Annotated in this window: 32 protein-coding genes and 1 tRNA gene; 7 read left to right on the forward strand and 26 right to left on the reverse strand. The window is 34.4% G+C overall.

What is annotated here, in order from left to right; translation table 11 throughout:
* Positions 1 to 18 precede the first annotated feature (18 nt).
* From SIB75_RS02820 to SIB75_RS02845, 6 genes are all read right to left on the reverse strand, one after another.
* Positions 19 to 645, reverse strand: coding sequence for a TenA family protein (locus SIB75_RS02820; RefSeq protein WP_413683927.1), 627 nt, complete (start codon positions 643 to 645; stop codon positions 19 to 21).
* A gap of 466 nt (positions 646 to 1,111) precedes the next feature.
* The gene (locus SIB75_RS02825) at positions 1,112 to 1,432 is read right to left on the reverse strand and encodes a hypothetical protein (RefSeq protein ID WP_413683928.1); all 321 of its coding nucleotides are present in this window, start codon (positions 1,430 to 1,432) and stop codon (positions 1,112 to 1,114) included.
* A complete protein-coding gene (locus SIB75_RS02830; RefSeq protein WP_413683930.1) occupies positions 1,390 to 1,593 on the reverse strand; it encodes a hypothetical protein in 204 nt (67 codons plus the stop codon). Before SIB75_RS02830 ends, SIB75_RS02825 begins: the two co-directional genes overlap by 43 nt.
* A gap of 8 nt (positions 1,594 to 1,601) precedes the next feature.
* Complete coding sequence (locus SIB75_RS02835; protein ID WP_413683931.1) at positions 1,602 to 1,754, reverse strand: hypothetical protein; 153 nt, start codon at positions 1,752 to 1,754, stop codon at positions 1,602 to 1,604.
* A gap of 36 nt (positions 1,755 to 1,790) precedes the next feature.
* Positions 1,791 to 3,050: a hypothetical protein gene (locus tag SIB75_RS02840; protein ID WP_413683933.1), complete on the reverse strand. Its 1,260-nt coding sequence runs from the start codon at positions 3,048 to 3,050 to the stop codon at positions 1,791 to 1,793.
* Between the two features lie 137 nt (positions 3,051 to 3,187).
* Positions 3,188 to 3,261, reverse strand: a tRNA-Arg gene (locus tag SIB75_RS02845).
* Positions 3,262 to 3,466: 205 nt separating this feature from the next.
* On the opposite strand from SIB75_RS02845, the gene SIB75_RS02850 reads away from it, so the two are divergent.
* Positions 3,467 to 4,162: a hypothetical protein gene (locus SIB75_RS02850; protein WP_413683935.1), complete on the forward strand. Its 696-nt coding sequence runs from the start codon at positions 3,467 to 3,469 to the stop codon at positions 4,160 to 4,162.
* A gap of 12 nt (positions 4,163 to 4,174) precedes the next feature.
* On the opposite strand, the gene SIB75_RS02855 is transcribed toward SIB75_RS02850, so the two are convergent.
* Together SIB75_RS02855 and rsmI are read right to left on the reverse strand one after the other, a co-directional pair.
* Positions 4,175 to 4,399 carry a hypothetical protein gene (locus SIB75_RS02855; RefSeq protein ID WP_413683937.1) on the reverse strand — a complete coding sequence of 75 codons (225 nt, stop codon included), beginning with the start codon at positions 4,397 to 4,399 and terminating at the stop codon, positions 4,175 to 4,177.
* 52 nt (positions 4,400 to 4,451) lie between these two features.
* The gene (gene rsmI / locus SIB75_RS02860) at positions 4,452 to 5,342 is read right to left on the reverse strand and encodes a 16S rRNA (cytidine(1402)-2'-O)-methyltransferase (RefSeq protein WP_413683939.1); all 891 of its coding nucleotides are present in this window, start codon (positions 5,340 to 5,342) and stop codon (positions 4,452 to 4,454) included.
* Position 5,343: 1 nt separating this feature from the next.
* On the opposite strand from rsmI, the gene SIB75_RS02865 reads away from it, so the two are divergent.
* The gene (locus SIB75_RS02865; protein ID WP_413683940.1) at positions 5,344 to 6,252 is read left to right on the forward strand and encodes a 3'(2'),5'-bisphosphate nucleotidase CysQ family protein; all 909 of its coding nucleotides are present in this window, start codon (positions 5,344 to 5,346) and stop codon (positions 6,250 to 6,252) included.
* A gap of 12 nt (positions 6,253 to 6,264) precedes the next feature.
* Here the strand turns inward: SIB75_RS02865 and SIB75_RS02870 are convergent, their stop codons facing one another.
* The 12 genes from SIB75_RS02870 to sppA all read right to left on the reverse strand — a co-directional run bounded on the left by SIB75_RS02870 (position 6,265) and on the right by sppA (position 17,214).
* Positions 6,265 to 8,433: a polyribonucleotide nucleotidyltransferase gene (locus SIB75_RS02870; RefSeq protein ID WP_413683942.1), complete on the reverse strand. Its 2,169-nt coding sequence runs from the start codon at positions 8,431 to 8,433 to the stop codon at positions 6,265 to 6,267.
* A 182-nt stretch (positions 8,434 to 8,615) separates the two neighbouring features.
* Positions 8,616 to 8,918 carry a 30S ribosomal protein S14 gene (gene rpsN / locus SIB75_RS02875; protein ID WP_011824226.1) on the reverse strand — a complete coding sequence of 101 codons (303 nt, stop codon included), beginning with the start codon at positions 8,916 to 8,918 and terminating at the stop codon, positions 8,616 to 8,618.
* Positions 8,919 to 9,042: 124 nt separating this feature from the next.
* Positions 9,043 to 10,125: an RIP metalloprotease RseP gene (gene rseP / locus SIB75_RS02880; protein ID WP_413683944.1), complete on the reverse strand. Its 1,083-nt coding sequence runs from the start codon at positions 10,123 to 10,125 to the stop codon at positions 9,043 to 9,045.
* 19 nt (positions 10,126 to 10,144) lie between these two features.
* Positions 10,145 to 11,425 (reverse strand): serine--tRNA ligase, encoded by a 1,281-nt coding sequence (gene serS / locus SIB75_RS02885; RefSeq protein WP_413683945.1) that lies wholly within the window; start codon positions 11,423 to 11,425, stop codon positions 10,145 to 10,147.
* Positions 11,426 to 11,549: 124 nt separating this feature from the next.
* Complete coding sequence (locus SIB75_RS02890; RefSeq protein ID WP_413683946.1) at positions 11,550 to 13,028, reverse strand: AAA family ATPase; 1,479 nt, start codon at positions 13,026 to 13,028, stop codon at positions 11,550 to 11,552.
* 59 nt (positions 13,029 to 13,087) lie between these two features.
* Positions 13,088 to 14,236, reverse strand: coding sequence for a membrane protein insertase YidC (gene yidC, locus SIB75_RS02895; protein WP_413683948.1), 1,149 nt, complete (start codon positions 14,234 to 14,236; stop codon positions 13,088 to 13,090).
* Positions 14,237 to 14,320: 84 nt separating this feature from the next.
* Positions 14,321 to 14,731: a PH domain-containing protein gene (locus SIB75_RS02900; protein WP_413683949.1), complete on the reverse strand. Its 411-nt coding sequence runs from the start codon at positions 14,729 to 14,731 to the stop codon at positions 14,321 to 14,323.
* Positions 14,728 to 15,114, reverse strand: coding sequence for a ribonuclease P protein component (gene rnpA / locus SIB75_RS02905; RefSeq protein ID WP_413683951.1), 387 nt, complete (start codon positions 15,112 to 15,114; stop codon positions 14,728 to 14,730). Before rnpA ends, SIB75_RS02900 begins: the two co-directional genes overlap by 4 nt.
* Before the next feature lie 48 nt (positions 15,115 to 15,162).
* Complete coding sequence (gene rpmH / locus SIB75_RS02910; protein WP_413391401.1) at positions 15,163 to 15,300, reverse strand: 50S ribosomal protein L34; 138 nt, start codon at positions 15,298 to 15,300, stop codon at positions 15,163 to 15,165.
* A gap of 48 nt (positions 15,301 to 15,348) precedes the next feature.
* On the reverse strand, positions 15,349 to 15,924 hold the full coding sequence (locus SIB75_RS02915) for a DUF2808 domain-containing protein (protein WP_413683953.1): 576 nt from the start codon (positions 15,922 to 15,924) through the stop codon (positions 15,349 to 15,351).
* A gap of 99 nt (positions 15,925 to 16,023) precedes the next feature.
* The gene (gene aroH, locus SIB75_RS02920) at positions 16,024 to 16,401 is read right to left on the reverse strand and encodes a chorismate mutase (RefSeq protein ID WP_413683955.1); all 378 of its coding nucleotides are present in this window, start codon (positions 16,399 to 16,401) and stop codon (positions 16,024 to 16,026) included.
* A 3-nt stretch (positions 16,402 to 16,404) separates the two neighbouring features.
* Entirely contained in the window at positions 16,405 to 17,214 is an 810-nt protein-coding gene (gene sppA, locus SIB75_RS02925; protein WP_413683956.1) for a signal peptide peptidase SppA, read from the reverse strand.
* A 53-nt stretch (positions 17,215 to 17,267) separates the two neighbouring features.
* Here sppA and SIB75_RS02930 point away from each other — a divergent pair, with 53 nt between their 5' ends.
* Entirely contained in the window at positions 17,268 to 18,218 is a 951-nt protein-coding gene (locus tag SIB75_RS02930; RefSeq protein WP_413684774.1) for a DMT family transporter, read from the forward strand.
* 5 nt (positions 18,219 to 18,223) lie between these two features.
* Complete coding sequence (locus SIB75_RS02935; RefSeq protein ID WP_413683958.1) at positions 18,224 to 19,327, forward strand: glycosyltransferase family 4 protein; 1,104 nt, start codon at positions 18,224 to 18,226, stop codon at positions 19,325 to 19,327.
* A gap of 320 nt (positions 19,328 to 19,647) precedes the next feature.
* Here the strand turns inward: SIB75_RS02935 and SIB75_RS02940 are convergent, their stop codons facing one another.
* The 3 genes from SIB75_RS02940 to SIB75_RS02950 form a co-directional block, all read right to left on the reverse strand.
* Positions 19,648 to 19,887: a CopG family transcriptional regulator gene (locus tag SIB75_RS02940; RefSeq protein ID WP_413391393.1), complete on the reverse strand. Its 240-nt coding sequence runs from the start codon at positions 19,885 to 19,887 to the stop codon at positions 19,648 to 19,650.
* A gap of 177 nt (positions 19,888 to 20,064) precedes the next feature.
* A complete protein-coding gene (gene fldA, locus SIB75_RS02945; RefSeq protein ID WP_413391391.1) occupies positions 20,065 to 20,580 on the reverse strand; it encodes a flavodoxin FldA in 516 nt (171 codons plus the stop codon).
* Between the two features lie 462 nt (positions 20,581 to 21,042).
* A complete protein-coding gene (locus SIB75_RS02950; protein ID WP_413683959.1) occupies positions 21,043 to 21,480 on the reverse strand; it encodes a hypothetical protein in 438 nt (145 codons plus the stop codon).
* A 193-nt stretch (positions 21,481 to 21,673) separates the two neighbouring features.
* Here SIB75_RS02950 and psbF point away from each other — a divergent pair, with 193 nt between their 5' ends.
* Both psbF and SIB75_RS02960 read left to right on the forward strand, forming a co-directional pair.
* The gene (gene psbF / locus SIB75_RS02955; protein ID WP_413391387.1) at positions 21,674 to 21,967 is read left to right on the forward strand and encodes a cytochrome b559 subunit beta, long form; all 294 of its coding nucleotides are present in this window, start codon (positions 21,674 to 21,676) and stop codon (positions 21,965 to 21,967) included.
* Positions 21,968 to 22,130: 163 nt separating this feature from the next.
* Complete coding sequence (locus tag SIB75_RS02960; RefSeq protein ID WP_413683960.1) at positions 22,131 to 22,658, forward strand: hypothetical protein; 528 nt, start codon at positions 22,131 to 22,133, stop codon at positions 22,656 to 22,658.
* 55 nt (positions 22,659 to 22,713) lie between these two features.
* On the opposite strand, the gene SIB75_RS02965 is transcribed toward SIB75_RS02960, so the two are convergent.
* The gene (locus SIB75_RS02965) at positions 22,714 to 22,875 is read right to left on the reverse strand and encodes a hypothetical protein (RefSeq protein WP_413683962.1); all 162 of its coding nucleotides are present in this window, start codon (positions 22,873 to 22,875) and stop codon (positions 22,714 to 22,716) included.
* A gap of 80 nt (positions 22,876 to 22,955) precedes the next feature.
* Complete coding sequence (locus SIB75_RS02970; RefSeq protein WP_413683963.1) at positions 22,956 to 23,234, reverse strand: SemiSWEET family sugar transporter; 279 nt, start codon at positions 23,232 to 23,234, stop codon at positions 22,956 to 22,958.
* Between the two features lie 460 nt (positions 23,235 to 23,694).
* Here SIB75_RS02970 and SIB75_RS02975 point away from each other — a divergent pair, with 460 nt between their 5' ends.
* Positions 23,695 to 23,862 carry a hypothetical protein gene (locus SIB75_RS02975; RefSeq protein WP_269611017.1) on the forward strand — a complete coding sequence of 56 codons (168 nt, stop codon included), beginning with the start codon at positions 23,695 to 23,697 and terminating at the stop codon, positions 23,860 to 23,862.
* Here SIB75_RS02975 and SIB75_RS02980 read toward each other — a convergent pair.
* Complete coding sequence (locus tag SIB75_RS02980; RefSeq protein WP_413683965.1) at positions 23,851 to 26,190, reverse strand: tetratricopeptide repeat protein; 2,340 nt, start codon at positions 26,188 to 26,190, stop codon at positions 23,851 to 23,853. The two genes, SIB75_RS02975 and SIB75_RS02980, sit on opposite strands and share 12 nt — an antisense overlap.
* Between the last annotated feature and the right edge of the window lie 176 nt (positions 26,191 to 26,366).

Raw genomic sequence — 26,366 nt, forward strand, 5'->3', positions numbered from 1 at the left:
AAGGTAAATTCTACTAATTCAGGAGAAAGAAGAATAGGCATTGAAAAAATCTAGTTCCAAGTCCATAGCTCTTTTATATAGAAACTTAACTTGGTCAATATCATAAGAATCATCATATTCATCTATTAGATATTCTAGTGATTTTGCAAGATTATCAAAACTTTCATCAGCGTAAGTTAAGATCCATTCTTTATAAGGATTGTCGGAAATCATATTTAATAAATTTTTCCCAAGCCAAGAATATAAACGCATGCATGGCGTCATTGAGCTCATGATTTCAATTAAACTTAGGTTTATGGAGACGTCTTCTAAAAAATCAGTATATTTTTTTGTTGCAGGTTCTATTGAATTAGTAGTCAAATCAATATCCCATTCCTTTGCATAAGTTTCATGCAGAATTAACTCCTCTGATACTCCTGATAAGAGTACGCTTAAAGTTTTGATAGTTTGTTTATTTCTTGATTTGGAAACTGCTAATCCGTATGCACGAGCGAAACTTTCTAAAAAAAAATAATCTTGAGCTAAATATTCTTGGAATTTTGTTTTAGGAAGATTTCCATTCTTTATCCCTTGGACGAATTTAGTATTTAGGCTGAGTGAAGCAAGATCGTAATTGCTTTCCCATAATTCTTGAGTTATCAACATTAATTTAGTAATTGTCTCATAAACACATCATGCCTCTTTTTCTTATTGCTTCAACATTCATGTGGTTTCGTTTTTGCTACTCGATAATTCCCTTTCTATTTTTTTATTAGACGTCTTAGAAATTGAATTTTAAAACAAGCTTTTAGACAAGAGAAATAACATTAATACAGTCATAGCAATTCGACCATGGATTAATTCTGATCGACTCATTCGGGCAAAAATGGACATGGGCGACCTTCCCACTTTTCCATTCATAACAAATAATCATTGAATTGAAAGCAGAATTTGTTACTAAATAGTGTTCTTAAAAAGACTAAAAATCAGCATTTTGCACCTACTTCTGTCCCATTTAGAACTATAGCTGAACTATATATCTAGTATTTATTGCCTTTTCAGGGGGATTGAGCTATTCCTTTAATCGGAGCAAGCGTTTCCCGATGGCCTTCAGTTTTGGAGGTCATTTTTTTTAGACCTCTGCAAGTACTTTGTCTGCTTGAACTCGGACTAATCCTCGATGAATAAATTCTTCTTCAACTGCTTCTAAGTCCCAAAGAATTGAAGAATTAGAGTGCAGACCACTTCGGTAGTGCTTGCCTTCAAGAAGAAAACCACCTTCATTAATTGAGCGGTATCTCTTTAATGTTTGTGCCGATACATTCAGGAAATTGATTGCAACAGCAGTTTTGACCCAAGCGTTTTTTGCTTGTGCGCTCTTTTTGAGTCCATTTTTTAAAAAACAGAGGTTTAGATCGCCAATCCCAATGCCATAGCCATTTGTTGATAGCAAAGCGGTTTATTAGTCATATCCCATTTCACTTTCTTCCCTTTATCTAATCGCAAAATTTCTTCCTTCATCTCTTTGGCAGTCATGCCCAGAGATTTAGGAACCTCAATTAGTACTCCATTAATGGTTATCTGATAGGGATTAGCGAATTTATCAGTGGACATAAATGGAACTAGAAAGAGTTGTTTTTACGAGAAAACCTTTCATCAGCTCCATTCCTTTCTTTATTTTCGGGAATGAATACGACTGAACTTAAAAGTTCAGGGACTTCTAGACGACCTTCACTGTTACCAGCTAATTCGTTACCGAAGCTCTTAGTTACCATGAGTTATATACATTTTTATTTGATACGTCAACATATTTACCGTTCTATTAATGAGGCATTAAACCGTTTGACCTCGGCATCCATAGTTTCAGAATCCAGCCAAGCACTATAAATATTGCTGTGAACAGTGACCGAATGACCCATTAATTTCGCAGCCGTTTCTCTGGTGATTGTTCTCTCAGCTCCATGATGTGCTCTGTAAGCGAAAGAGTGCCTAAGTGAGTAAGGAGTGATTGATTTGTTTGCTGCTACCAGTTCATTCCAAGGCTTATATCTTTCCAAGATTCCTGAATAAGCATCACCAACATTTTTATAAAATCCTTTCTCTTCAACTCTGTCTATTTGGGTGCGAACAGCATAAGGAAGTTTTTCTAGCCCAGTTTTATACATGTGCATTACTCTTGCGCCTTCACCTTCTCGACCATGAATGTCTAGTGGAGAAATATCTCTGGGTTTTTTCTTAGTGCCTTTTTTAGATCTTTTTATATCAATAACTTTGGGTCGATCATCTTCAAAAATAATTGCAGCTAATTCACTAAGTCTTAAACCATAAAGTCCTATAAGTGCGGTTGCTAAATACAAATCTCCTCTCCCATCCTCTTTCATTTTGTCGAGCAAATTTGCCAAGTCTTTGGGATAAACAGCAGGGGTTAATTTCTCGTCTAGAGTTACTTCTTCAACTCCAATTAAGTCCTCACGTTGTTCAGGTGTTAATGGTTTCCAATCATTATCAAGAACATGTTGGTCGATCCAGTAAGTAAAAAAAGCAGCAACATTCTGAAGAGATTTTTTCCTTTCTGTTCCTCCGATTTTTGCTTTTGCCCAATGCTGCTTTGAGTATTGAATCATCGCTTCTCTTCCTGATCGTGGCGTTGGCTTCCCTGAAAGAGTCCTTAATAGATTGGTTAGTCTTCTACTTGTGTCGTAGTCAGTTGTTGCTCTGATCCCTTTTGCTTTTCTTGTAGCCAAGTATTCATCTTTTAAATTTTCCCAATTCACCACTCCAGATTGAACAGGGCTTTTGGTTTCGATTTTGGCTTGAGCTTCTTTGAGTGAAAGAGGATTATCTGCGTTTCTTGTTAGGTCGTTAAGTCGTTTAACTGTGTCTCTGATAAGTGGTGCATTTTCTTGGTTAAAAGATATGTCCAGATTGCAACAGCTCCTTGGATTGTTAGCTCCGAGTCCTTTTGCAAGTCTTCTCCAGACTTTTGTTTTGCGACCTTGAGGAGTAACTAGCCATCCACGTCCACATTCAACCTTGATATTTTGGTGCAGAAGTTCAATCCAATCGCCCATTTCCTTGGTATGACTAAATGCTTATGGTGCATATTTTGGTGCAGAATTGCTATATCGGCAAGTATCACGACATATCAAGATGGCTCAGAGAATTTCACCGATCCCTGAGGCCTATTGGTATAACTATGTTTTGAGTACGCCCCCTGGCGGATTCGAACCGACGACCCACTGCTTAGAAGGCAGTTGCTCTATCCAGCTGAGCTAAGGGAGCAGATCGATTTTTTAGCTATTTGGTCGCGGAGAAATCCCAATAATAAAAATCAACTGTTCAACATTACATAGTCTTGTGACTAACTACAAGCAGAATTAAGCAGACTAACAACAGTTTGCTTCATATCCTCTTAGCCCTTCTATTATAAAGAACTATTCCTTATCTCTGCATTAGGCCCTATCTTGGATATGTATTAGTAATCGATATGATTGCAAGAAGGCTTACAAAGATTCAAAAAGATCAAATTGTAGAATCTTATCGAGGTGGAGATAATGCTGAAACTCTTGCAAAAAAATATAGTTGTAGTGCAAGCACTATAAATAGAACAGTTAAAATGTTACTTTCAGATGTTGAGTATAAATTTCTAAAAGGGAAGAGATCAAAAAACATTAATAAAAGTATAGAGCTTGTTAAAAATGAAAGTGATGACAATGAAAAAGAAATTTTTGATGATTTAGATTTTTTTAATTCTTCACACCAAAAAGTATATGAGAAAGAACAAGTTATAAATGCTAATGATGAGTTTGAAAACTCAGATTTTGAGGAAATAGTTCCATTGATTTCTAGTTTTGACTTCGAAAAAGAAGAAATAGATTTCGAGATTCATACACAAGATAAGCTTCCAGAGAGTGTTTATATGCTTGTAGATAAGAAAGTCGAGCTAGAATTCAAACCTATCTCTGAGTTCCCTGAATGGAGTTTTTTACCTGAAAGTGAATTAGAAAGAAATGCAATTTTTTTGTTTTTGAATCAACGTTCTGCTAAAAGAAGTTGCTCAAGAAATCAACGAGTTATAAAAATACCAAACACAAATGTTTTTCAATTCTCAAAATCTTATTTGATTGCTAAGGGGATTACTAGATTAGTACTTGATGATTTTATAATTGCTTTAGATGATTAGGTTCTCTGTAGATTAATTTTTGTCATTGATCATTAATACTGAAGTTAATCCTCCTGATATCACCCCTAAAGTAAATGAAGTTCCTACTAGAAAGCCTATTGGAAGAGCAACTGTTTTATTTATTAAAAAATTTAAATTATGTTTCTTACTTATATTTTGTGATCCAAGACAAAGGAAGAAAATCAGTAATATTGCAGATGTAATATTTATAGTTAAAAGTTGTAATCTAAAAAGCATTTAAAAAAAAATGTTTAAAATCAGTCTTCTAATTAGCATTAATTAAAAAAGTTTATTTGTCAAGTTTCTCATGTAATTTGGAATAAAGCCAATTTTTTTTATAACCTGTTTCTTCTGCGATTTTTCGCGCTGCTTCATTAGCTTTTTCACCTTGATTAATTAATCTGTTAAGTTTATTTAATGCTTCCGATTCACTTGTTTTTTTCTCTTGCTTTTTCTTTTTCCCTCCTAAAATTAGTGTAAATTCACCCTTTGGCTTATGTAGATTAAAATATTTTATTACTTCTTCTATAGTATTACCAATTGACTCTTCATGTCTTTTTGTGAGCTCTCTAGAGATTTGAATAAGGCGTTCTTTTCCGCAAACATTTGATAACTCTTCTAAAAGGTTTATCAATCGATGTGGTGACTCATAAATCACCGTTGTTCTATCTTCTTTAGATATATCTTCTAAACGTTTTTTTCTAAGACTTTGTTTTTTTGGAAGGAATCCTTCAAAGCAAAATCTTTGGGATGGCAATCCACTTATAACTAATGCTGTTGTGGCTGCACAGGGACCAGGGATGCAGATTACTTCATAATTATTTGATCTTGCAGCATGAACAAGTTCTTCTCCTGGATCATTTATCCCTGGCAAACCAGCATCACTAATTAGAGCAATACTCCCTTTCCGTTCTAATATTTCTAATAATTGAGATTGCCGACTTTTGAAATTGTTTTTGTGATAGCTAAGAAGAGGAACTTTGGATTCTATAGTTTTTAAGAGTTGACCACTTCTTCTAGTATCTTCGCATGCTATTAATGATACTTTTTTAAGAACGGATTTTGCCCTAGGTGAAAGATCTCCGAGGTTTCCTATAGGCGTCCCTACTATGTAAAGAGTCCCAGGGCAAGGTTCTGATCTTGCTTGTTGGGGCTTATGAGAATCATTAATTAAATCCATTATGTCAATTGATCTTGTTTTACCAGAAGATGTCGAATTAACGAGCTTATTGAATGAACTTAGAAATCTTAGCTGGGCTGCTGCTGATGTTTTGATGGCATATGCGCGAGGAGATAAACCTCCCTACGGTTTCCCAAAATCTTTAACAGTAGAAGAAGGTGGAGATGGACCTGTATCAGCAGCTGATTTGGCAGTTAATGAAATATTGATCTCTGGGATAAAAGATAATTTCACTTATAAAGAATGGGATATTTTAAGTGAGGAAACCTTTAAGGAAAAAGCCTTTCAAGAAAATAGTTTTAAAAAAGATTGGTGTTGGGTACTTGATCCACTAGATGGTACAAAAGATTTTCTTCAAGGGTCTGAAAATTATGCTGTTCATATTGCTTTGGCGTATAAACAAAAGCCAAAAATAGGGATAGTTTTAATCCCTGAAAGAGATGAGCTTTGGTTTGGAATTATTGGAAGCGGTGCATGGTATGAAAATCGTGATGGTCGCAAAAAGGATATTTCTTTTAGTGAAAGGCTAGAAATATCTGAATTAATTCTGGTCTCAAGCAAAAACCATCAACAATCGAAACTTCAAAATCTTCTATCAACTTTATGCTTTGCTGAGATAAAAAAAATAGGGAGCGTTGGTTGCAAAGTTGCATCAATTTTGAGAGGAGAATCAGATGTTTATATTTCTCTATCTGGAAAAACCTCCCCAAAGGATTGGGATATGGCAGCTCCACATGCACTTATTGAGGCTGCTGGTGGAGTTTTTTCCCATATAGATGGAACAAATTTGATTTACCAAAATCCAGATTATTCACAAAGAGGTTGTTTAATCGCTAGCCATGGGAAATGTCATAAAGAGATTTGTCAAAAAGCTATGGAATTTTTCTCTTTAGAAATATCTGAATATTAAACAGTTTGATCTTCAGGTGAGAGGGGCTACGGGAGTTGGAGTTGGCTCAGGATAATTATTTGCTCCGCCATGTTGAGGAACTCCTCTTAAGCTCAAATTAATGCGTCCACGATTATCTATTTCTCTTACCCTTACGGTTACCTGATCACCTACTTTTACAACATCTTCAACTTTTTCCACTCTTGCCTCAGACAACTGCGAAATGTGGATCATTCCTTCTTTCCCAGGAAGAATTTCTACGAATGCTCCTATAGGAATAATTCTAGTGATGGAGCCAGAGAAGATTTCTCCTTCATGAACTTTTCTTGTTAAACCTTCAATAATCCTTTGAGCTTCTTCTGCTGCGGCTCCATCATGGGAAGCGATAGTGACTATTCCGCCATCTTCAATATCTATTTTTGTATTAGTTCTTTCTGTAATACCTTTTATTGTTCTTCCACCTGGACCTATAACAGTTCCTATTAGTTCAGGATCAATTCTAAAACTTAATAGTCTTGGAGCATGGGGAGAAAGATTTTCTTTTGGTGTATCAATTGCCTCCAGCATCTTGCCTAATATATGGGTCCTAGCAGGAAGAGCTTGATTGATTGCTTCTCCAATTGTTTTGATGGGAAGACCAGTTATTTTCATATCCATTTGTAAGGCTGTAATTCCTTTTTCTGTTCCTGCAACTTTGAAATCCATATCTCCAAGAAAGTCTTCAATTCCCTGAATATCAGTCAATATTTTTACTTCTTTCCCTTCTTTAATTAGCCCCATAGCTGCTCCGCCTACAGGCGCTTTTAGAGGAACTCCAGCATCCATTAGTGCGAGAGTGCTTCCACATACTGAAGCCATTGAAGTAGAGCCGTTTGAACTTAAGACTTCACTAACAACTCTTAGTACATAAGGGAAAGTATCTTTTGCTGGTAGAACTGGGATTAAGGCTCTTTCTGCTAAAGCTCCATGCCCAACCTCTCTCCTGCCAGGAGTTCTCATTGGTCGAGTTTCTCCAACTGAGTAAGGTGGAAAGTTGTAGTGATGTATGTAGGTCTTATCGGTATTAGGATTTAAATCGTCCATCTCTTGTGCATCGCTTGGAGTTCCCAATGTTGCTGTAGATAGAACTTGTGTTAAACCTCTCTGAAACAAAGCTGAGCCATGAACTCTGTTAGGTAAAACCGCAGCATCTGCATGAATTTCTCTTACTTCATTTAATTCTCTTCCATCGACCCTTTTCCCTTCCTTAATTATTTGATCTCTCATTAATTTTTTTGTTAAAGCTTTATAACTATTATCTAAAAGTTTGCTATTTGAAGAAAGAGATTTTTTAACAGCATTATCATCTTTAAGTCCATCTATTTTTGAAGAAATACTTGTCTTTATCTCTTCAATCTTATTGTCTCTCTCTTCTTTTGTTTGATCAAAGTTTTTAAGAACTTCACTGATTGATTTTGTACAATTTTTATCTAAATAATTTGAAATTGTGTCGTCAACTTGAGGCGCTTCAGGCATCTCTTGCTTGATTCCTGAGTCTTTTAAAACTTCCTTCTGAGCATTGATTAATTCAGTTATGGCTTCGTAGCCAAAATCAATAGCTTCAATAACGTCTTGCTCTGAAAGCTGATTGGCACCTGCTTCTACCATTACTACCCCATCTGGAGTTCCAGCAACTACAAGGTCAAGATCACCTCTTTCGATTTCTCGATAGCTTGGATTAAGAACAAAGTCATCTCCTAAGAGCCCAACTCGAACAGCAGCCATAGGTCCTTGAAAAGGAATACCCGCCATCAAGGTTGCCATTGAAGCTCCAGTCACAGCCAAAACATCTGCTGGAACTCTTTCATCTAAAGAAAGACATGTTGCTACTACTTGTATGTCGTCTCTCATCCAACCAGGGAAAAGAGGTCTCATTGGACGATCAATAAGTCTTGAAATTAAAGTCGCTCTTTCAGGAGGTCGACCTTCGCGACGCATAAAACTACCTGGGATTCTTCCTGCTGCATATAACCTTTCTTCGTAGTCACACATTAAAGGTAGGAAATCAACCCCCTCTCTCCCTGTAGATCTTGTAGCTGTTACGAGGACGGAGGTGTCTCCACACTCAATCATTACTGAACCACCAGCCTGTGGAGCAAATCTCCCTGTAGTGAGCTTTATCTCTCTACCATCGAAGGAAACGGATTTTGTCTGACCTTGCACGTGACTTTATAGCTTTTTGTCTTTATACATTCTTACACTTAATGGGACTAATTGAGTAAAAATCTCGATAGATTTGTTTCCTAGAGGAAACATTTACCACAATTACTGAAAATATAAAACTGAAAAAATTGGGAGATATAATTTCTCCCAATTATTGGTATAAATCAATTTACTGTTATTTTCTACCAACTTGATTTTACTACTCCAGGCAATTCCCCGTTATGAGCTCTCGATCTAAGTTGATTTCTGCATAAGCCAAAATCTCTATAAACCCCTCTTGGTTTTCCAGTAGCCCAACAACGATTTCTAATCCTATTTGGGGCACAATTTCTAGGCAAAGCTTGAATCTTTCGATGGATCTCTAGTCTTTCCATAGGATCTTTTGCTGATTTGAAGGCATCAATCAGGCTCTTACGCTTTGCTGCGTATCTTTCTACAAGTTTTTTGCGCTTTACATCTCGCGCTATCATTGACTTTTTTGCCATTAAGGAGCTTATTTAAATCATTTAACAGACATTTTAACTCCTTGCCTGATTGTTTTTAAGTTATTGCAGGAAATTTATTTTTAAAATATTTTTTTCAACTTAAGATCATCCAGAATTAAGGTTATTATCTGTGAACGAACTGTTGAACTAAAGATAGCTGTGTTGTATCCCGGATTATTAAAACAACACTTAGACCTACAAGTAAAACAAAGCCAGATTGCATAAAAGCTAACTGAATTTTTTCAGGAACAGGCTTACCACGTATACTTTCTAAAATAAGAAGAACTAATTGGCCTCCATCTAAAAGAGGTAATGGTAACGAGTTAAGAACTGCAAGATTAATTGAAACCAACGCAGAAAAGAGTACAAGTCCTGAACCACCTTGCTGAGAAAGTTGAGCACCAATTTCAACAATTTTGACTGGTCCACTTAACTGCTGTGCAGTTGAAGAGAAATTAGTAATCAAACTTTTGTAGCCAATAACTGTTCGACTTAGTAATTCATAAAACTGTGTATTTGAGCTATTAACTATTTCACCAATATTCTTTGCTTTAGATACTTCATTTGGAAGATTTGGTTGCAATTGAGCTCCTATCCTTCCATTCCCCTCATTCTCTAATGGGATTATAGTAACTGTCTCGCTTTCTCCTTCATTAACTCTCTCAAAAAGTAATTCTTCTCCAGATGATTTTTGAATGATATTAACTAAATTCATAATCCCCTCTTTCCCGCTTCCTAATGCTTGACCGTTTACGCTAATTATTCGATCTCCAGCCACTAAGCCTGAATAAAATGCAGGTTCATCTGGTTGGATACCCATAATGATTACGCCTGGATCAGGTTGATTAGGAATCCCGACGAAGCTTGCTTGACCAATAAGTACTATCCAAGCAAGTAATAAATTTGCTATTACACCAGCTGAGATGACTATGGCCCTTTGGTGAATGGGTCTATTCTTTAAAAGATCTGGGTCATTGGGTTGAACTAGTGAATCTGTTTCTTCATCAGGAAATGATACGAATCCCCCTAAAGGAAGAGATCTAAGTGAATAAGTAATTCCATTTATTTCCTTTTTTAATAGAGCTGGTCCAAAACCAATTGAAAAACCACTTACTTTAATTTTTTGAAGTACGGCTGCTAAAAAATGACCAGCCTCATGAAAAAAAATTAGAAGGCCAAGTACAGTTATAGATAAAAGAACGTTCATTAATTAGATTTTGATTTTGCTATTCTGGCTGTAATTTGTTCGAACCGAAGTAAGGTATTAAGGCTTTTGGCAAATTGATACTTCCATCAGATTGTTGACCATTCTCCAAGACTGCAGCCATCGTACGGCCTATTGCTAATCCACTTCCATTTAAGGTATGCAAAAGTATATTTTTTTTATTGTTATCTTTTGTTCGTATTGAGGAACGTCTAGCTTGAAAATCTCCACAATTGCTGCAACTAGATATTTCTCTAAAGGTATTTGCACCCGGAAGCCAAACCTCTAAATCATAAGTTTTCTTTGCTGAAAAACCTAAGTCTCCCGTACAAAGCTGAATTACCCTATAAGGCAATTCGAGTTCCTGCAATATAGATTCTGCATCAGATGTGATTTGCTCTAAAGCTTCTTCAGATTTTTCTGGAGTAGAAAACCAATATAGTTCAACTTTATTGAATTGATGAAGTCTAATTAGACCTCTTGTATCCCTACCGTAACTCCCAGCTTCTCTTCTGAAACAGGGACTATACGCTACGTATTTTAATGGCAGCAAATCTTTAGGGATTATCTCGCCACGATGGAGAGATGTTATTGGCACTTCTGCAGTAGGAGTCAGCCATAAATCATCATCAGCACAACGAAAACTTTCTTCTGCGAATTTTGGTAGCTGTCCAGATCCGGTAAGACTAGCTGTATTTACAAGTGCTGGAGGAAGAACTTCTAAATATCCTTTCTTAACGTGTATATCAAGCATGAAATTTATAAGTGATCTTTCAAGTTTTGCAGCTTGATTGAAAAGGGTTACAAATCTACTTTTAGCTATTACTGAAGATCTTTCGCTATCCCAGAGGTTTAATTGATTAGCGATTTCCCAATGTTCTTTTAAATTATTTCCTGAAATAGGTTCACCCCATCTTCTTATTTCCTTATTATCTTTTTCGTTTTTGCCATTAATAGAACCCTTCTCAGGAAGGTTGGGTAAGCAAAGGATTTGTTCATTTAATTTATTTGAAATCGATTTTTCTTTCTCTTCTATAATCCCAACTTGTTGTTTGATTTTATTGCCCTTAATGCGAAGATTTGAAATCTCTTCTGAATCTTGAGAAAAACCTTGTTTTATCTTTTGTCCAACCTCTTTCCCAATTGAATTTCCTTGTGCTTGTAAAGAGTTTCTTTTTTCTTCAAGCTCTTTAAGATCTTTTGAGAATTTCTGAAGAGCTTCTAAATCAACATTCATTCCTCTGGATTTAAGTCCTTCCTCAATTAAATTTGGATTTTCTCTAAGTAATCTCTGGTCTATCACTATCTAAATGTTGAATTCCTTTTAGCCTAGTCGTTAATTGTTCCCCAAAATAATCACTCGTGTTATTTCCTTTAAAATGAAGGGATTTTTTTTTAGTAATTAAAATAAAAATTACAAGATGATTCTAGAAAAGTTTTGGAGATGAAGCTCTTGCTCTTCCGCTAGAAGCCCATTCTCTGAGAGATTCAAGTTGTTCTCTTGCTGTCCTAGAAAGGGGAACTAGTTGACTAGTAGCAAGAATTAAATCACCTTCAAGAAGCTCTCTTTTCTCTGCAAATGCAAAGTACATTGCTTCTATAACGGCTTGTTCTAATTCTGCACCTGAGAATCCCTCCGTTCTGTCAGCAGCAACATTTAAATCAATTTTTAAATTAGGTCTACGTTTTTGAAGATGCAGTTCAAGAATGCTATGCCTTTCACTTCTAGAGGGTAATTCCAGCATGAAAATCTCATCAAATCTTCCTTTCCTAAGGAGCTCAGCGGGAAGCTTATCTATGCCATTTGCAGTGGCTACAAGAAAAACAGAAGAAGTTTTCTCTGACATCCAAGTGAGAATATTTGCAAGTACTCTTTGACTCGTTCCTCCATCACTTCTTCCATCTCCGCCAAAAGCTTTGTCAATTTCGTCAATCCATAAAATGCAAGGTGCCATAGCTTCAGCGCGTTGAATGGTCTCTCTTGTTCGTGCCTCACTGGCTCCCACTAAGCCAGCAAATAATCTCCCTACATCAAGTCTTAATAAGGGCATAGACCAGCTATTTGCTATTGCTTTTGCTACGAGAGTTTTGCCTGTCCCTTGAGGGCCAACTAGCAAAACCCCTTTAGGTAAAGGCAATCCAAAATCTTTTGCTTCTTCGGAGAAGGCTTGTTTCCTTTGCTTCAACCAATCTTTCAAAATTTGTAAACCACCAACATCACTTGGCGACTTATTCGTTTTGCAATATTCGAGTACTTCGCTACGAGCAATAGATTGGCGTTTCTCTTCTAGTACTTCTAGTAAATCTTCTTTACCAATTTGGCCTCTTTGCGCAAGAGCTCTAGCGGCTACTTTACGGATCCTTGATTCACTTAGACCCCCACATGCATTTGTAAGTTCATTTAGAACGTTTTCATCTAATTTAGAATTACTAGCTTCAGCAATATTTGATAGAAGTGTCTTGATTTCATTTTCCTTGGGTAGAGGTAGATCAAGAATAGTTAGGTCTTCTTCTAAATCATTTGAGGGACTCCATAATCCAGAGCTAATAATTATTGAATGAGGCTTTGAGCGAAGATTGATAGTTAAATTTTTTAGCATTCTTAGAATCCCTGGATCTTCACAGAAATGATGAAAATCTTTTAATAAAAGGATGGTTGGAGAACTTTTATCTAGTTTTTTAAGCCATTCGAGGACTGCCATTGGTTGCCTTGAACCAAGATTATTCGAATTAAGAACATTACTAATTCCATCTATATAATCCCAAGTAGCAAGTCTTCGTGGAGAAAGCCTTTTAGTAGAATTTTTTAAAAGAGTTTCAACTCTTTCTTCTTCATTACTCCTTATCCAAATAATGGGAGTTCTCGCCCGAATTAGTAGATCAAGTTGTTCGTTCCAATTAGACATCAGTTATAGATTTGAATCTAGAATAAGACTTGAATTTATATAATAAATCGCTCTTAATCTTATTTATTACTTTTTGGTTCAAAGGGTAATCTATCGGAATCGGATATTACTTCTGACGAAACAGAGACAGCAGGTTTATCTTGCTGTTTAAGTTGATCATCAAGTATTTTCTGTAAATTATCTGGTAAAGATTCTCTGCTAAGCAGAAATGTTTGCAATCCTTGGAAAATATTTGCAATGACCATATAAAGCAAGACGCCAGCAGGCAAAGGAAAGAATAAAAACATTCCAGTAATCATTACTGGTGTGATTTTATTAGCAGTTGATTGTTGTTTGTTTACAGGCATTCCTCTCCCAGAGAGCACCTGAGAAATGACAAGTGTTAATCCAAAACCTGCTACTAGAATTGCAATATCCCAATGAATTGCTCCATCTACATAAAAGCCGACATTTCCTAAAGCTTTAATAAAAAGGAAACCGCTTTTAGCCGCTAATCCAGGGATCTTAGCTTCAACAGTCGCATCTCCAGGATTGAGTGCATTTACAGTCCCATCAGAGGATACTTTTACAATGTCTTCTCCTTTTGTGACTTTCCAAGAAGGTGAAAAATTCGATCCACTTTCATATTTTTTTAATTCGTTTACGTATGAATCTCCGCTCAAAGTTTGTAAATTTATTTTTACTGAGTCACCTGAACCGATTTTTGTACCTCCTGGAAGAGATGCAATAACAGGAAAATGATTCTTTTCAGTTATAAATATAGAGTGCTTTGCTGTCTTGAAAGGTTTTGGCTCTACAGCAGCTAATTGGTCTGATGGCAGAACTTTAATGTTGACAAGATAGGGGACATCCGCAAAAGGTGAACCTCTCAAAGTTGCAAATAATGCAAATAAAATAGGCATTTGAACAAGGAGAGGAAGGCAACCCGCTAATGGGCTCCCGAATTCACCCATTAATTTCCCTAATTCTTCCTGTTGTTTTTGAGGATTACTTGCATAGCGGCTTTTGATCTCAGCTTGTCTTTTTTGCATGACAGGTTGAGCAATTTTCATCCTTCTTGCGCTTCTAATAGAGCCAGCGCTAAGAGGGAAAAGTGCTAAGCGTATAACTATGGTTAAGGCGACAATCGCTAGTCCATAACTTGGAACTAATCCGTAGAAAAAATCTAGGATCGGGATAAGTAGATTGTCTGAGATGTACCCGATCACGGTTTTTAAGGTAGAAAGTTTGAGTTTGTTAGGCCAGTTTGCCTTAGAAGATGTGTTCTTGTCTCACATATTTGTGAGGGCTCATTAGTTTGAAAAACCTTGAACATCTTTATCGACTTTATTACTAGGTGATTTTTCTATTTTTTCAAGGATGTAAGATTCTGTTTCTCGAAAGTTCGGAAGTGATCTCATCTCAAGGCGAGCTCCATCTTTTAGGACTAAAACCATATCACCATAAGAGCCTAATCCTCTTGGAATGGCTCTTATCTCAGCAATTTGACTATAAACAACTTGAGTCTTGTCCCTGCCTAACCAGCCTCCAGTAACAGATATTCTTCGAGTCGTTATTTTGTACCTAACCCACAAGGCTCTAACTAAGGCTCCGAAAGTAAAAGGTAGTCCTATTAGAGTTATTCCAGCAAGTAAATTAATTATTAAGTCACCGCTGGCAGGACCACCTTCGTAGAAGATATCTTCGTTGGGACTAATTGTCATTTTGTTATACCAGCCTTAGTAAGTAGTTTGTCACATTCTTTCAAGAGATTGCTGTTGGAATTTTTCATGCAGGAAGGGTTCAATGAAATAAATGCCCAAACATCATTATCAGGGATCATTTTAGAAAGTCTGTAAGATAAATGATGGTGGAATAACCGTCGAAGCTTATTTCTCGTAACTGATTTTTTGCTTACTTTATTACTTATAGATATTGCACATTTTACAGAGGGCTTAATCTTTGACTTCCTTTCTGTGGAAAGTAATTTTGTATTCGCATTCGTAACTCTAAGAACCATTGAAGGGCTATAGAACCTTGAGCCCTTCTTATATATATAGTCAAAACATTTATGACCTTTGAGTCTCATGTGTTTTGGCAAAACCATTAGAAGAAACTTTTGTTATCAGTATCTTTATTTTTTACGAAGTTATTTTTAAACAGTTAAACGAGCTCTACCACGTTTTCTACGGGTTCTTACGACTCTTCTTCCAGTGTGAGATCTCATCCTCACTCTGAATCCAGAAACCCTTTTCCTTTTTCTACTTGTTCCTCCAAAGGTCCTTTGTGTCATTTCTATTTATGCTCGTATTGGATTAGATATAGAGATTAATTTATCAGTTCACTGCACGTCTATGTTCCAAGTCCCTAAATATGTTGAGATGTCGATTTCTCCAACATTCTGTGAAAAAGCCTGGAATTGAAACATTCCTCTTTTTCTAGGATTAAAAATCTTCATTACCACTGCGTAAGAATCTTTGTTGAATGGAATTGCTTTTTCTGGGGATATATCAATGGAAGTTTGGTCTTCATTGATTTTTATCTCAGATGGAACATTCTCTAAACAACGAGTTCTTGATGTATATGAGCCAATGTTTACTCTGCATAAACTTAATTTTTCAGGCTTAATTTTTGCTTCAAAATAATCAGGAACTCTAAGGGTTAATTTGCTGATATCAGCTTTTCTTTCTTTGCCTCTAAGAAAAAAGTAATAAGTTGCTCTCTCAAGCCTTTCAGACGATGATTGAAGGTATCTAAGCTTTTTATAACCTTCCTCTGGGTACCATTGGTATTCAAAAAAGCCTGGCGATGCAGAAGATTTTGGAGCCACGTTTAAAGCTCCTGCACTAAACAAGAATGCTGAGAATCCAATAAAAAAAGCTTTTTTTATGATTGGCAAAGATTGATTTTTGAGCATGACTTATTTTATTTGAAAAAATTTATCACTTGAATATTTTTCAAGTGTCTTAGCGTAAACCTAGTTAAATATAGGCCTTTGTTGGCAAAAAATCTGGATTTATCGGTCTGGACGCAAATTTCTTGCTTCACCTAGGTAAGGATTTTGGGGAATTTGTTCATTTGGTAAAGAAACGTAAGCAAGTAGGCGAATACATTTTGATAAGTCGTCTTTAACAAACATTTGTTGGCAGTCTAAAAGTGCGATTTTTTCCCAACCTATTTTTCTTCTCGCAATAGAAGCTGGAAAACAAGCATCTAAGTCTTTGGTTACAGAGAAAGTAACAGAAATAATTTGATCTGGGATCAAATTATTTCTGGAGACTAATTCAACTAGCAATTCCTCTACTGCAGAAGTGATTGACTCAACAGAATTGTGTTTTGAAGTTGTTGCACCCCTCAATGCACATAGATAATGGAATTCATTTTGAAAATTCATAACTTATGGCTTATATAACCAAAGAATTTGCCCATTTCCCTCCAACTCTAGATTTAATGCGTTTAAAAGATTATGAATTAATTTCCCTCCTGGTAAAAAACCTAATAATTTCTTTTTGGTTTTGCCAAAGGTAATTGGCTTTGTTTTTTCATCTAGGTTCGCAATTTTTATTGCAAGCAACTTTGCATCATTTTCATCACCAATTTCATCTACCAGGCCAAATTCTTTAGCTTGCTCTCCAGTGAAAACTCTTCCATCTGCAAAACTCTTAACAACCTCTGTTGTTAAGTTTCTTCCTTTTGAAACTGCTAAGACAAATTGTTCATAACTGCTATCAATTAGAGATTGAAGCAGTGCTCTCTCTTCAGTTGATAAAGGGCGGTCAGGAGAAAGAATGTCTTTGTAAATTCCACTTTTTACTGTTTCAAATTTAATACCAACCCTCTCTAATAGTTTTGAGAGGTTGTTCCCTCTTAAAATCACACCAATAGAACCTGTTATTGTTCCAGGGTTGGCAACAATTTTTTCAGCACCTACTCCTATATAGACCCCTCCAGAGGCTGAGATATTGCCAAAACTAGCTACAACATGACAACCTTTCTCTCTTAGTCTCAAGAGAGCACTATGGATTTCTTGGCTATCACCAACTGTTCCTCCTGGGCTGTCAATGCGAAGTAATAGGGCTGGGAACTCTCTCTCCTCAATTTGCTTTAATGCTTTTAGGACATTTTTTCGTGTTTCTGCATTGATAGGACCTTCAATACAGATTCGTGCCATCCTCTTTTTGGATTTGCGTCTCAAGGGCCAAATCATTCAAATTATGCATAACTTTATTGATCTTAAAAAGGAGATTGCTTTCTGACCTTATGTTTGTCATTTGGAATTGGTTTTTGATGATTTTGCCGTTCGCTCTTTGGGGCACTTCAATGGCGGCCATGGCACCTTTAGTTAAAGCAGCAGGCCCTGAGATTGTTGCTTCACTAAGGCTTTTGCCTGCTGGTTTAGTGGTTTTAGCTTCCGTACCTTTTCTTAAGAGAAGTTGGAATATTTCAAAAGATGATTTGGTGTGGTTTTTAGTATTTACTTTGATTGATGCGACCCTCTTTCAAATTTTTCTCGCCAAAGGCTTAATGGAAACTGGAGCAGGATTGGGTTCTGTTCTTATCGATTCCCAACCTTTGATGGTTGCTCTGTTGGCAAGGATTTTATTTGGAGATGCAATTAATCCAATTGGATGGATTGGCTTGGTTTTTGGATTGGTTGGAATTATTTGTCTTGGAGTCCCTACTGAGATGCTTGGAAATTGGTTTTTACTTGGAAAGTTTGAATCAGGAAGTAATTTTTTAAGCCACGGAGAAGTATGGATGATTTGCGCAGCAACCTCTATGGCACTAGGAACTGTTCTTATTCGATTCGCATGCAGAAACAGTGATCCTGTTGCAGTAACAGGATGGCACATGGTTTTAGGAAGTATCCCTCTTCTCGTTTGGCATGTATTTGATAAAAATTGGCCTTTATTTCCAGATTGGTCTGCTCTTGAATGGACTTTGATGTCTTATTCGAGTTTGTTTGGTAGCGCACTGGCCTATGGCTTGTTTTTTTGGTTTGCAAGCCGTAAAGAATTAACAAGTTTTAGTACACTTGCTTTTTTAACACCAGTTTTTGCCTTAATAACTGGTGGAATTTGGTTGGGTGAGAGACTTTTTATCCTTCAGTGGATTGGAGTGGTTTTGGTTTTAATATCGGTACTATTTGTAAGTCAGAGGAGAAGATTCTGGGGGGATAAAAATAATAATGAATTAATAGAAGAGGGTTAACTTAAGTGATAAATAAACAATTAAAACTTATTCTTGTAAGTACACCTATAGGTTATCTAGGGAGTGGCAAAGGTGGGGGAGTTGAACTTACTATTATTTCTCTCATAAAAGGATTAATTTTATTAGGTCATGAAATTATTTTAATTGCACCAAAAGGTTCTAAATTACCTTTTGAAAGTGAATTAGTTGAAATAAGACTAATAGATGGGATTGATCAACCTAGTTGGCAGCATCAAAAAAAAACAGATCCTGTCTTAATTCCTTCTAATAGTGTTTTACCTAAGTTATGGGAAGCTGCAATTGATGTAGCAAATCAATACGATGCAGTTATTAACTTTGCCTATGATTGGCTCCCTTTATGGTTAACAAAAACTCAAGAAACCAAAATATTTCATTTAATTAGTATGGGTGCTGAATCACTAATAATGAAAGAAATCATTAGTGAAATAAGTCAAATATTTCCTTCTCAATTAGCTTTTCATACCAAAAGTCAATCAAAAGATTATTCTTTAAAAACTGATCCAATTATTGTTGGTAATGGTTTTGATAAAGAAAATTATTCTTTCAATGAAAAAGAGAATGGGCCATTAGGTTGGGCTGGAAGAATTGCACCAGAGAAAGGTTTAGAAGATGCAGCAAAAGTCGCGAGGGATTTAGGCGAAAAACTATTGGTTTGGGGACTTATTGAAGACAAAGAATATGCGTCAAAAATTGAAAATACTTTCTCAAAGGAAATTATTGAGTGGAGAGGATTTCTTCCAACGATTAAATTTCAGGAGGAATTAGGACAATGCAGAGCTTTGATAAATACCCCTAAATGGAATGAAGCTTACGGTAACGTTATTGTTGAAGCGATGGCTTGTGGTGTCCCAGTGATTGCATATGATCTTGGAGGACCAGGTGAATTGATCGAAGAAGGGTTTAATGGGTTTTTGGTGAAACCCAATGACATTGAAGAATTGATTAAAGCAACAAAATCAATCTCAGAAATTAAAAGAAAAAATTGTAGAGATTGGTTTGAAAAAAAAGCTACTAACAAAGTTTTTGCAGAACGAGTTGAGAATTGGCTTTATAAGGGCTTAAATAAAAAAAATTCTGCAGATTTTTAAGATTAATTGAGAAGTTTAAAGAAGTTGCTGCCCCAGTTACATTTTTCAGATGAACTTAAGAATGAGAAGAGAAGAGTTTAGAAAGAAGATATGAATATTGATTAAAGGCAGAAACTACTTTTTTAATTATTCATACAAATCAATGGAAAAATCTTATTAGCAAGGACTTAATCCAAAATTTTTAAGTGATTTTGGTATTAGATAATTTTTGACGATTTAATAGAGAATTCTTAAAAGATGAACTAAATAATGCAAATAGAGGCTTTTTTCTATTTTTGTAGAAACCCCATATCGTAAAGATTAAAAAAAGGGGTCTATTTCTATTGAATCGAATTTATTAAATCTTGTTTGCTACATTTTTCTGGGATGATAACAATACCTAAATCATCTTGCAGCCTCTCTAAGTCAATTACTGAATCTTCAGTTATTGAGCTTATGACATCCTCAAGACTTGCACCCATATCATTTGCCATCTCTATTAACATCCGCAAAGTCTCACTTTTTAAAGAGAGGTTTACGTTGATAGAAACGTTTTGATCTGAGCAATTATTTGAGTTCATGAAGAAAACATTAAGATATTGTCGGGCTATTTGGGGCGATTTCTTAAATAGCTTCAGAAAATGACTTTTTTAGAATATTTTTAATTTATCTTCTCGAAATTTTTAATCTCAAATAAAAATGAATAAAAAAAATCTTCCTAAGTAATTACTTAGGAAGATCTAGAATTTTTTTTAGGCTTAAAACATCTCGCCTTTTAGTTTCTCAGCCCATCCTGAAAGTCTTTCATCAGTCATGTCTGATTCACTGTCTTCATCAAGAGGTAATCCGCAAAATTCTTCTCCAACTACACTTTTTGACTCGTCAAAAGTGTAATCAGTTTTTGAAGTGTATCCAACCATTGAGGCACCTGCTTGTTTGAAGTACCTATGAAGTTCTTCCATTGCATCACAATAGTTTTCGGTGTAAGTAGAAGAATCACCCAAACCGAAAATTGCAACTTTCTTCCCGCTGAGATCTAGCTCTCCAATGTCTTCAAGGATGGAGTCCCAAGCAGTTCCTGATCTCTCAGAGTCAGCGCCAGTATTCCATGTAGGGATTCCACAAATAACCCCGTCATGTCCAGCTAATTCACTAAGATCATCGACATCTGAAATATCCTTTGGACCTTCAGCAGAGTCAAGTAAGCCGTGCAGCCGTTCAGCTATATCTTCGGTTTTACCTGTTGTTGTAGCGAAGTAGATTCCTACAGTCATGGAGCAATTTAAAATCAAGAATATTTTAAAGCAGCTTTGCACATTTAGAGTGAATTTGGTTTTTTTTAAATTTTCTTGTCTATTAAATATTGATTTTTGATACATAAAAAAGTCAATATTTATTCCTTTGCTTACTAGTCGACTAATTTCTAAAATTGCTTTTGCTGCTAATCACGATTCTTAGATTTAGTCTCTTAAAGGGTTTTCAGAGAAAAACCTTAGGAAAATTTTCTAAGAAAAAATTTACTGCTATAGATTTGTTATTAACTTGAGAAAAAGATTGGCAAATAAGTCAAAAAGGTTCTTATTAAAGATCTTTATCTGAAAACATTTGTTTTTTTAATTAAAGCATCTTCTTCAAGCCAAGTAATGGCTGAAGTTTTGTTTATAAATCCTTGCGGAAATTGGTGATTTAACTTTTGATAGCTGGTTCTATCTGTTTTCGCTTTAACTTGAATCAATTTATAAGGTTGGTCCCATCATTCCAAAACCACTTTGAAGACCAAAGCAAATTATTACAAAAGTACTGATAGCCAAACCAATTAAAACTGATGAGTAAAGCCTATTAACTCCATAACCAGCTTCAACAGGATTGAAATCAGCAACCACAAAAGATTTTTTACTGTATTTACCTCTATCGGTAAGACCTATTGCACCTAGTGCTGTCTGAGGTGTAAGTGAACCACCCTCATCGTCTAGGAACCAAGGCTTGCTTGGGCCGCTGTTTTCAGGAGCTGATTGCGCTACGGAAGTTGCTGAAGAAGAACTATTAATTCGGCTGGAATCTTCTTTGAAAAATCTTGGAAACATATAGGTATGCCAGAGGCCGATTACTCCAGCCCAAGCAACCATGCTTACTCCAGCTAATCCGAAAAGAATTTCTTTAAGACCGAATTCCATAAATCAAACCAATTAATTTAGGCCTTTCTAGGGGCAATGATCCCACCATATCAGAAGTAATGCGAGTCAACTTAGAGAGTTATTAAAGCTTCTAAATTCGGACCAATTTGTTACAGAATCCTTAGGGTCTTCTTCTTGCTCAGCCTTTTTGGCTCTCATATGCCAGGATTTGTCACATAAATATCCTAGATGGATGAACACACTTAAATTATTGCTGGTTCTAACTCCAGTTATTTTTACTCTTGCCTTTGCCGATTATTGGTTACGTAGGTGGGGAGTATTTGTCTGGGATAATGGCCCAACTATTAAAAATGAGCAAGTTTGGGAAGATACTGCAATTGTTACTGATAAAGGAAGACCTGCAGGGGGTTACCCAGTTTTCACTGTTAGAACTTTGGCGGTGAATGCATTGGGTATCCCAACAGTGTTTTTCCTTGGTGCGATCTTCGCAATGCAATTTATTCGCCGTGGTGTAATAAACGCATAACTAAAAAATAAAAATAAAAAAAGGCTTATCGACAGATGAGCCTTTTTTTATGGGTAAAAGGATTTTTTTTCTTCGAAATTTTATAGATAATTTTAATATTATCTCTTTAGATTAATCAGAAGCTACCAATAAGGCTTATAATTACTAAAGAAAAAAGCTTGCTATGGAAAATCAAGAATCAACCCAAACAGAAAATAATAGCTTAACCGCTGTTTTAGATAATGCTGAAAATGATATCGAAATCTCTTCCATAGATAATCAAGCAGAAGTTAAAGAGGAAAAGAAAGTATTTCCTACTGATCAGGACTCAATAACATCTATCATCGAAGGTGCTTTCCCAAATAAAGCAACTAACAATCAATTATCTGCTCGTCAATCTAATTCTTTTTCATTTGTTGGTCGAATATTTTTCTTATGGGTTTGGCCCATAGTTTTGCATAACAAAATTAGAAATCTAATAAATAATTTGAATTTTGCCCAAGCCTACTCAGATCCTGGAGAAAATACATTTTCAGTAAAAGATACTGAAACTGTCTATACCATGACAAAAGATGCTTTCTCAGGGAAAGGAGGAATGAAATTCATGGGAATTAGATTTATGTCTATTTGGGTATTCCCTTTTGCAATAACCGGAGCTGTTATGGAATTTTTATTCGTAGGACCACTAAGAGGAACTAATCCTTTTGGGTGATTGCTAAAAAAATAAATTATTTTATTCGTAAAAGTTGGGATAATTAATTATATTTTTAAACGTTTCTAAAAGGGAAAAACGGAGTAACTTTTTTTGTTGGAGTGCTGCTTGCAATAGCTTTACCTCTAATATACATAAATAAACCAATTGTGATTATCATTACGGGAGGATGCAGAGCTAAAGATCTGCCAATTAGTTGTAGTTCTTCTCCTGACATTTAATTAAATTAATTCTCCTTCAACTATAGCTTCTAAAGGAGCTGAAGAAAAATAATTTAATATATATAAAAGAATTTTTCTATTGATTATTATTTCTATAAGTGATTTTTAAAATTAAAATTAAAAAATTAAAAATAAAGGTAATTATATTTGCAACTAAAATAGGAATTGAATGGATTTTTAAACCGTAAATAATCCAACAAATCAGACCGGTTATAAATAAAATCAACATAATTAAAGATACATCCTCTGCTGATTTCGTTTGCCATGTTTTATATAATTGAGGTATAAAAGCAATTGTTGTGAGCAAAGCTGCTGAAAAACCAAATAAATCTATATAATTAAATTGACTCGCCATTTTTTTAGGAATGAATATGGACCAAAACTATATAGTAATGAAAAAAATAAGTATATAGTTTTATTATAGATTCGTAGTCTTATTATAAAGAACTTATGAGTGATCAGTCTGATTTTAATGATAAAGTTTTAAAGGAGAAGTTGCAAACTTTATTAGATGAAGATATTGAGACTAAAAGATGGAATGAAGGCCTATTAATAAAATCACTGATTCTTTTTCCAATAATAATTTTTATAGTGGGTTTATTTATTGTGAATAGACCAGAGAGTTTAACAGATCTATTATTTGTATTGATTTACCCTATAGTCCTAATATTGATAGGTTTGATACTTCTATTTGTTATGAGAAGCAAATTGAAGTAGAAGATAATAATAGAATCTTTTTACTTTAAATCTTGGTTTTCATGTAGCCAATAAGGTAGTCCCACTGTAAGCTGTTAGTAATTAAATATTAATATCCAATGGCAGGCGGACCATTATTACAACTTTGGGAAAACCTACTACCCTTTGCTAAGGATCTAAGAATTCGCTTTGCAATAGCAATGCTAGGGAATGTTCTAGCAATATTATTTATTTTCTCCCTATGTAAATTGTTTATTCCAGGATTGGAAGAACAACTATTTAATTGATTTTCTAGCCCAGAATTGATACATTTCTCTAAAAGAATTAGGATTTAATTTTTCAAATTTATCCCATAATTTTAAATCTTTTAAAGAGTCTATATCTTTATTATCTCTCTGATATTTATCTTTTATCTCTTTAGAAAGAGTAAAACCTAAGAATTCCAGATTAGATACTTTTAACATCTTTTTAATTTCAATTAACGAGTAACAGTTTTCGTGACTATGAAAGCAGAGATCTCTACACATTGAGGTTGAGTAGAAATCTGACCAATTAGTTATTTCATTTAACTGCTTTATTTCTCCATTAAGAACATCATTTCGGAAGCTTCTTATTTCATCAACGCTTGATTTAATATCTTTTTCTTTTATTAGCTCTCTTGCTTTTAGTATTTCTTTTCTTGCATATTTGCTGTAGAGACCTAACTTTAAAAAACCTTTCGGTTCTAATACATCAAGTAGATTTGATAATCCCTTAGTAGGATCATTCATATGGTGAAGAACACCTGAACATTCTATTAAATCAAATTTTTTATTTAGTGATTTTAATTCAAGTAAATCCATTTCTATAAAATCGACATTTTTCAATCCATATTCATCTACCTTTCTCTTTGCATATGAGATACTTGAATTGCTTAAATCGATTGCTGTTATTTCACAATTACTATATCGAGATGCTTCGAGTATTTGAATCCCTGTTCCACAACCAGCTATAAGTATATTTGTTTGTTTATTTTTTAATGGATCTGAATTAGATTTAATTGTATTTGGATAAATTTCAGAATTAATAATCGATAAAAAATTTAATTTGTTTTCTTTAGCATATGAATTATATCTCCATCTAGGATATGGATTTAATTCATACTGATTTTTCACTTCTTTAGATACAAAATCTTTTATATTTCCTATCTTCTTAATCCCTTTTGAAATCTTTTTTTCATCATTTAATTCTTTAATTTGTAAATTAAGTAGATTATTAAATTCTTTGTTGTTTGATACATAATCATTCAAATTAATTATTTCATTGTTTATTGAAGATAGAGATTGGTAGCAGGAGATTATTGCTAGTTTATAATCTTGATTTTTATTATTATTGATGCTTCTCTTAAGTTCTTTTAGTTTATTCTCTTCTTCTGCGGATATATAATAGACATATTCATTTAAGAAACATTGTGATCCCAGCCCTATAGTAAAAACAAAAATATTATTACTTATTTTATCTTTATCTGAATAGCTCATTAGAATATTCTTGCGTAGGTTCCTTAAAACTTTTTCCCATAACGGAGAGCAAAATATGAGTAATGAAAGTGCTTTTACTAATTCCCTTTCCTTAATAAGAATATTAAATTCATTATACTCATATAATTCCGACTCTAAAATCGATAATTTTTCTAATATTTCTTTGGAGATCAGGCTGTTTATATTGCCAAATAGTTCTCGATGAGAAATATCTTTCCTATTTAATAAATTATTAAGTAATTCTCTATTATCTTTCTTTGATGTATTTAATAATTCTCCTTTTTTTATTAAATCACTTAAAAGTTGAAAACTTAACTCACTATTTTTATTTAATAAAATCTCTTTTTTTGTAAGTAAGATTGATTTTTTATAATCACCCATTTGGTTATAGATTGTAGCTAGGTTTAAATAACATTTTTCTAGTTTATTATCTATCTCTATTGCTTTCTCTGTATGTAATACTGCCTTTTCTAGTTCTTGTTTCTCTTTATAGCATGCGCCAAGATTTAAGTGAGCTATAGCAGATTTATTATTTATTTCTAAAGCTTTTAAATAATATTCTTCTGCCTTATCATATTGATTAGAATCTTTATTTAGCAAACCTAGATTTATGAAAGCATCAAAGTAATTACTATCTAGTTCGATTGCTTGTTCAAGAGATGATTTGGCCTCATCATATTTATTTAAACTCTTCAGAATTAATCCTCTAATACAATAGCTATTTGGAAGACTCGGCTTTAATTTAATTGCTTCTTCAATGATTTTTTCTGCTTTTTCTAAATTATTTAACTTATAATATAAAAAAGATAAATTTAATTTTGAGAAAATATGATTTGGATAACTATTGATACATCTTTCATATAGTTTAATAGCTTTATCATTTTCATCTTTGTCTTCACATATGAGTGCATAATTTGAAATTATATCTGCATCAGAATACCCATTTTTTAAAAAAGCTACATAACCTTTTTCTGCGGCATCTAAATTACCTTTTATATGATTATTGATTGATTGTGCTTTCAGATCCTTTTCTGAAAGCTTCCCGAGTTTTTTAGAAGAGCCTTTATTCTCTTTTTTCTTTTTCCCGAAACCACTCAATGATTTTTATTTAATTAATACCATTATACTAAAACTTAAAATCTTATTTTTTTAACTTAATAAATTTAGAGTTTATAAACCATAGTTACTAGGTGTTGATCTATAAATTGTAGAGTAAATACTATTTTATCAACTCTTTTCTCCTCCGATATGCCTTAATTTTTTATATAATGAAT

It is taken from the genome of Prochlorococcus sp. MIT 1011 (assembly GCF_047305235.1).
In the GTDB taxonomy this organism is placed as follows: Bacteria; Cyanobacteriota; Cyanobacteriia; order PCC-6307; family Cyanobiaceae; genus Prochlorococcus_B.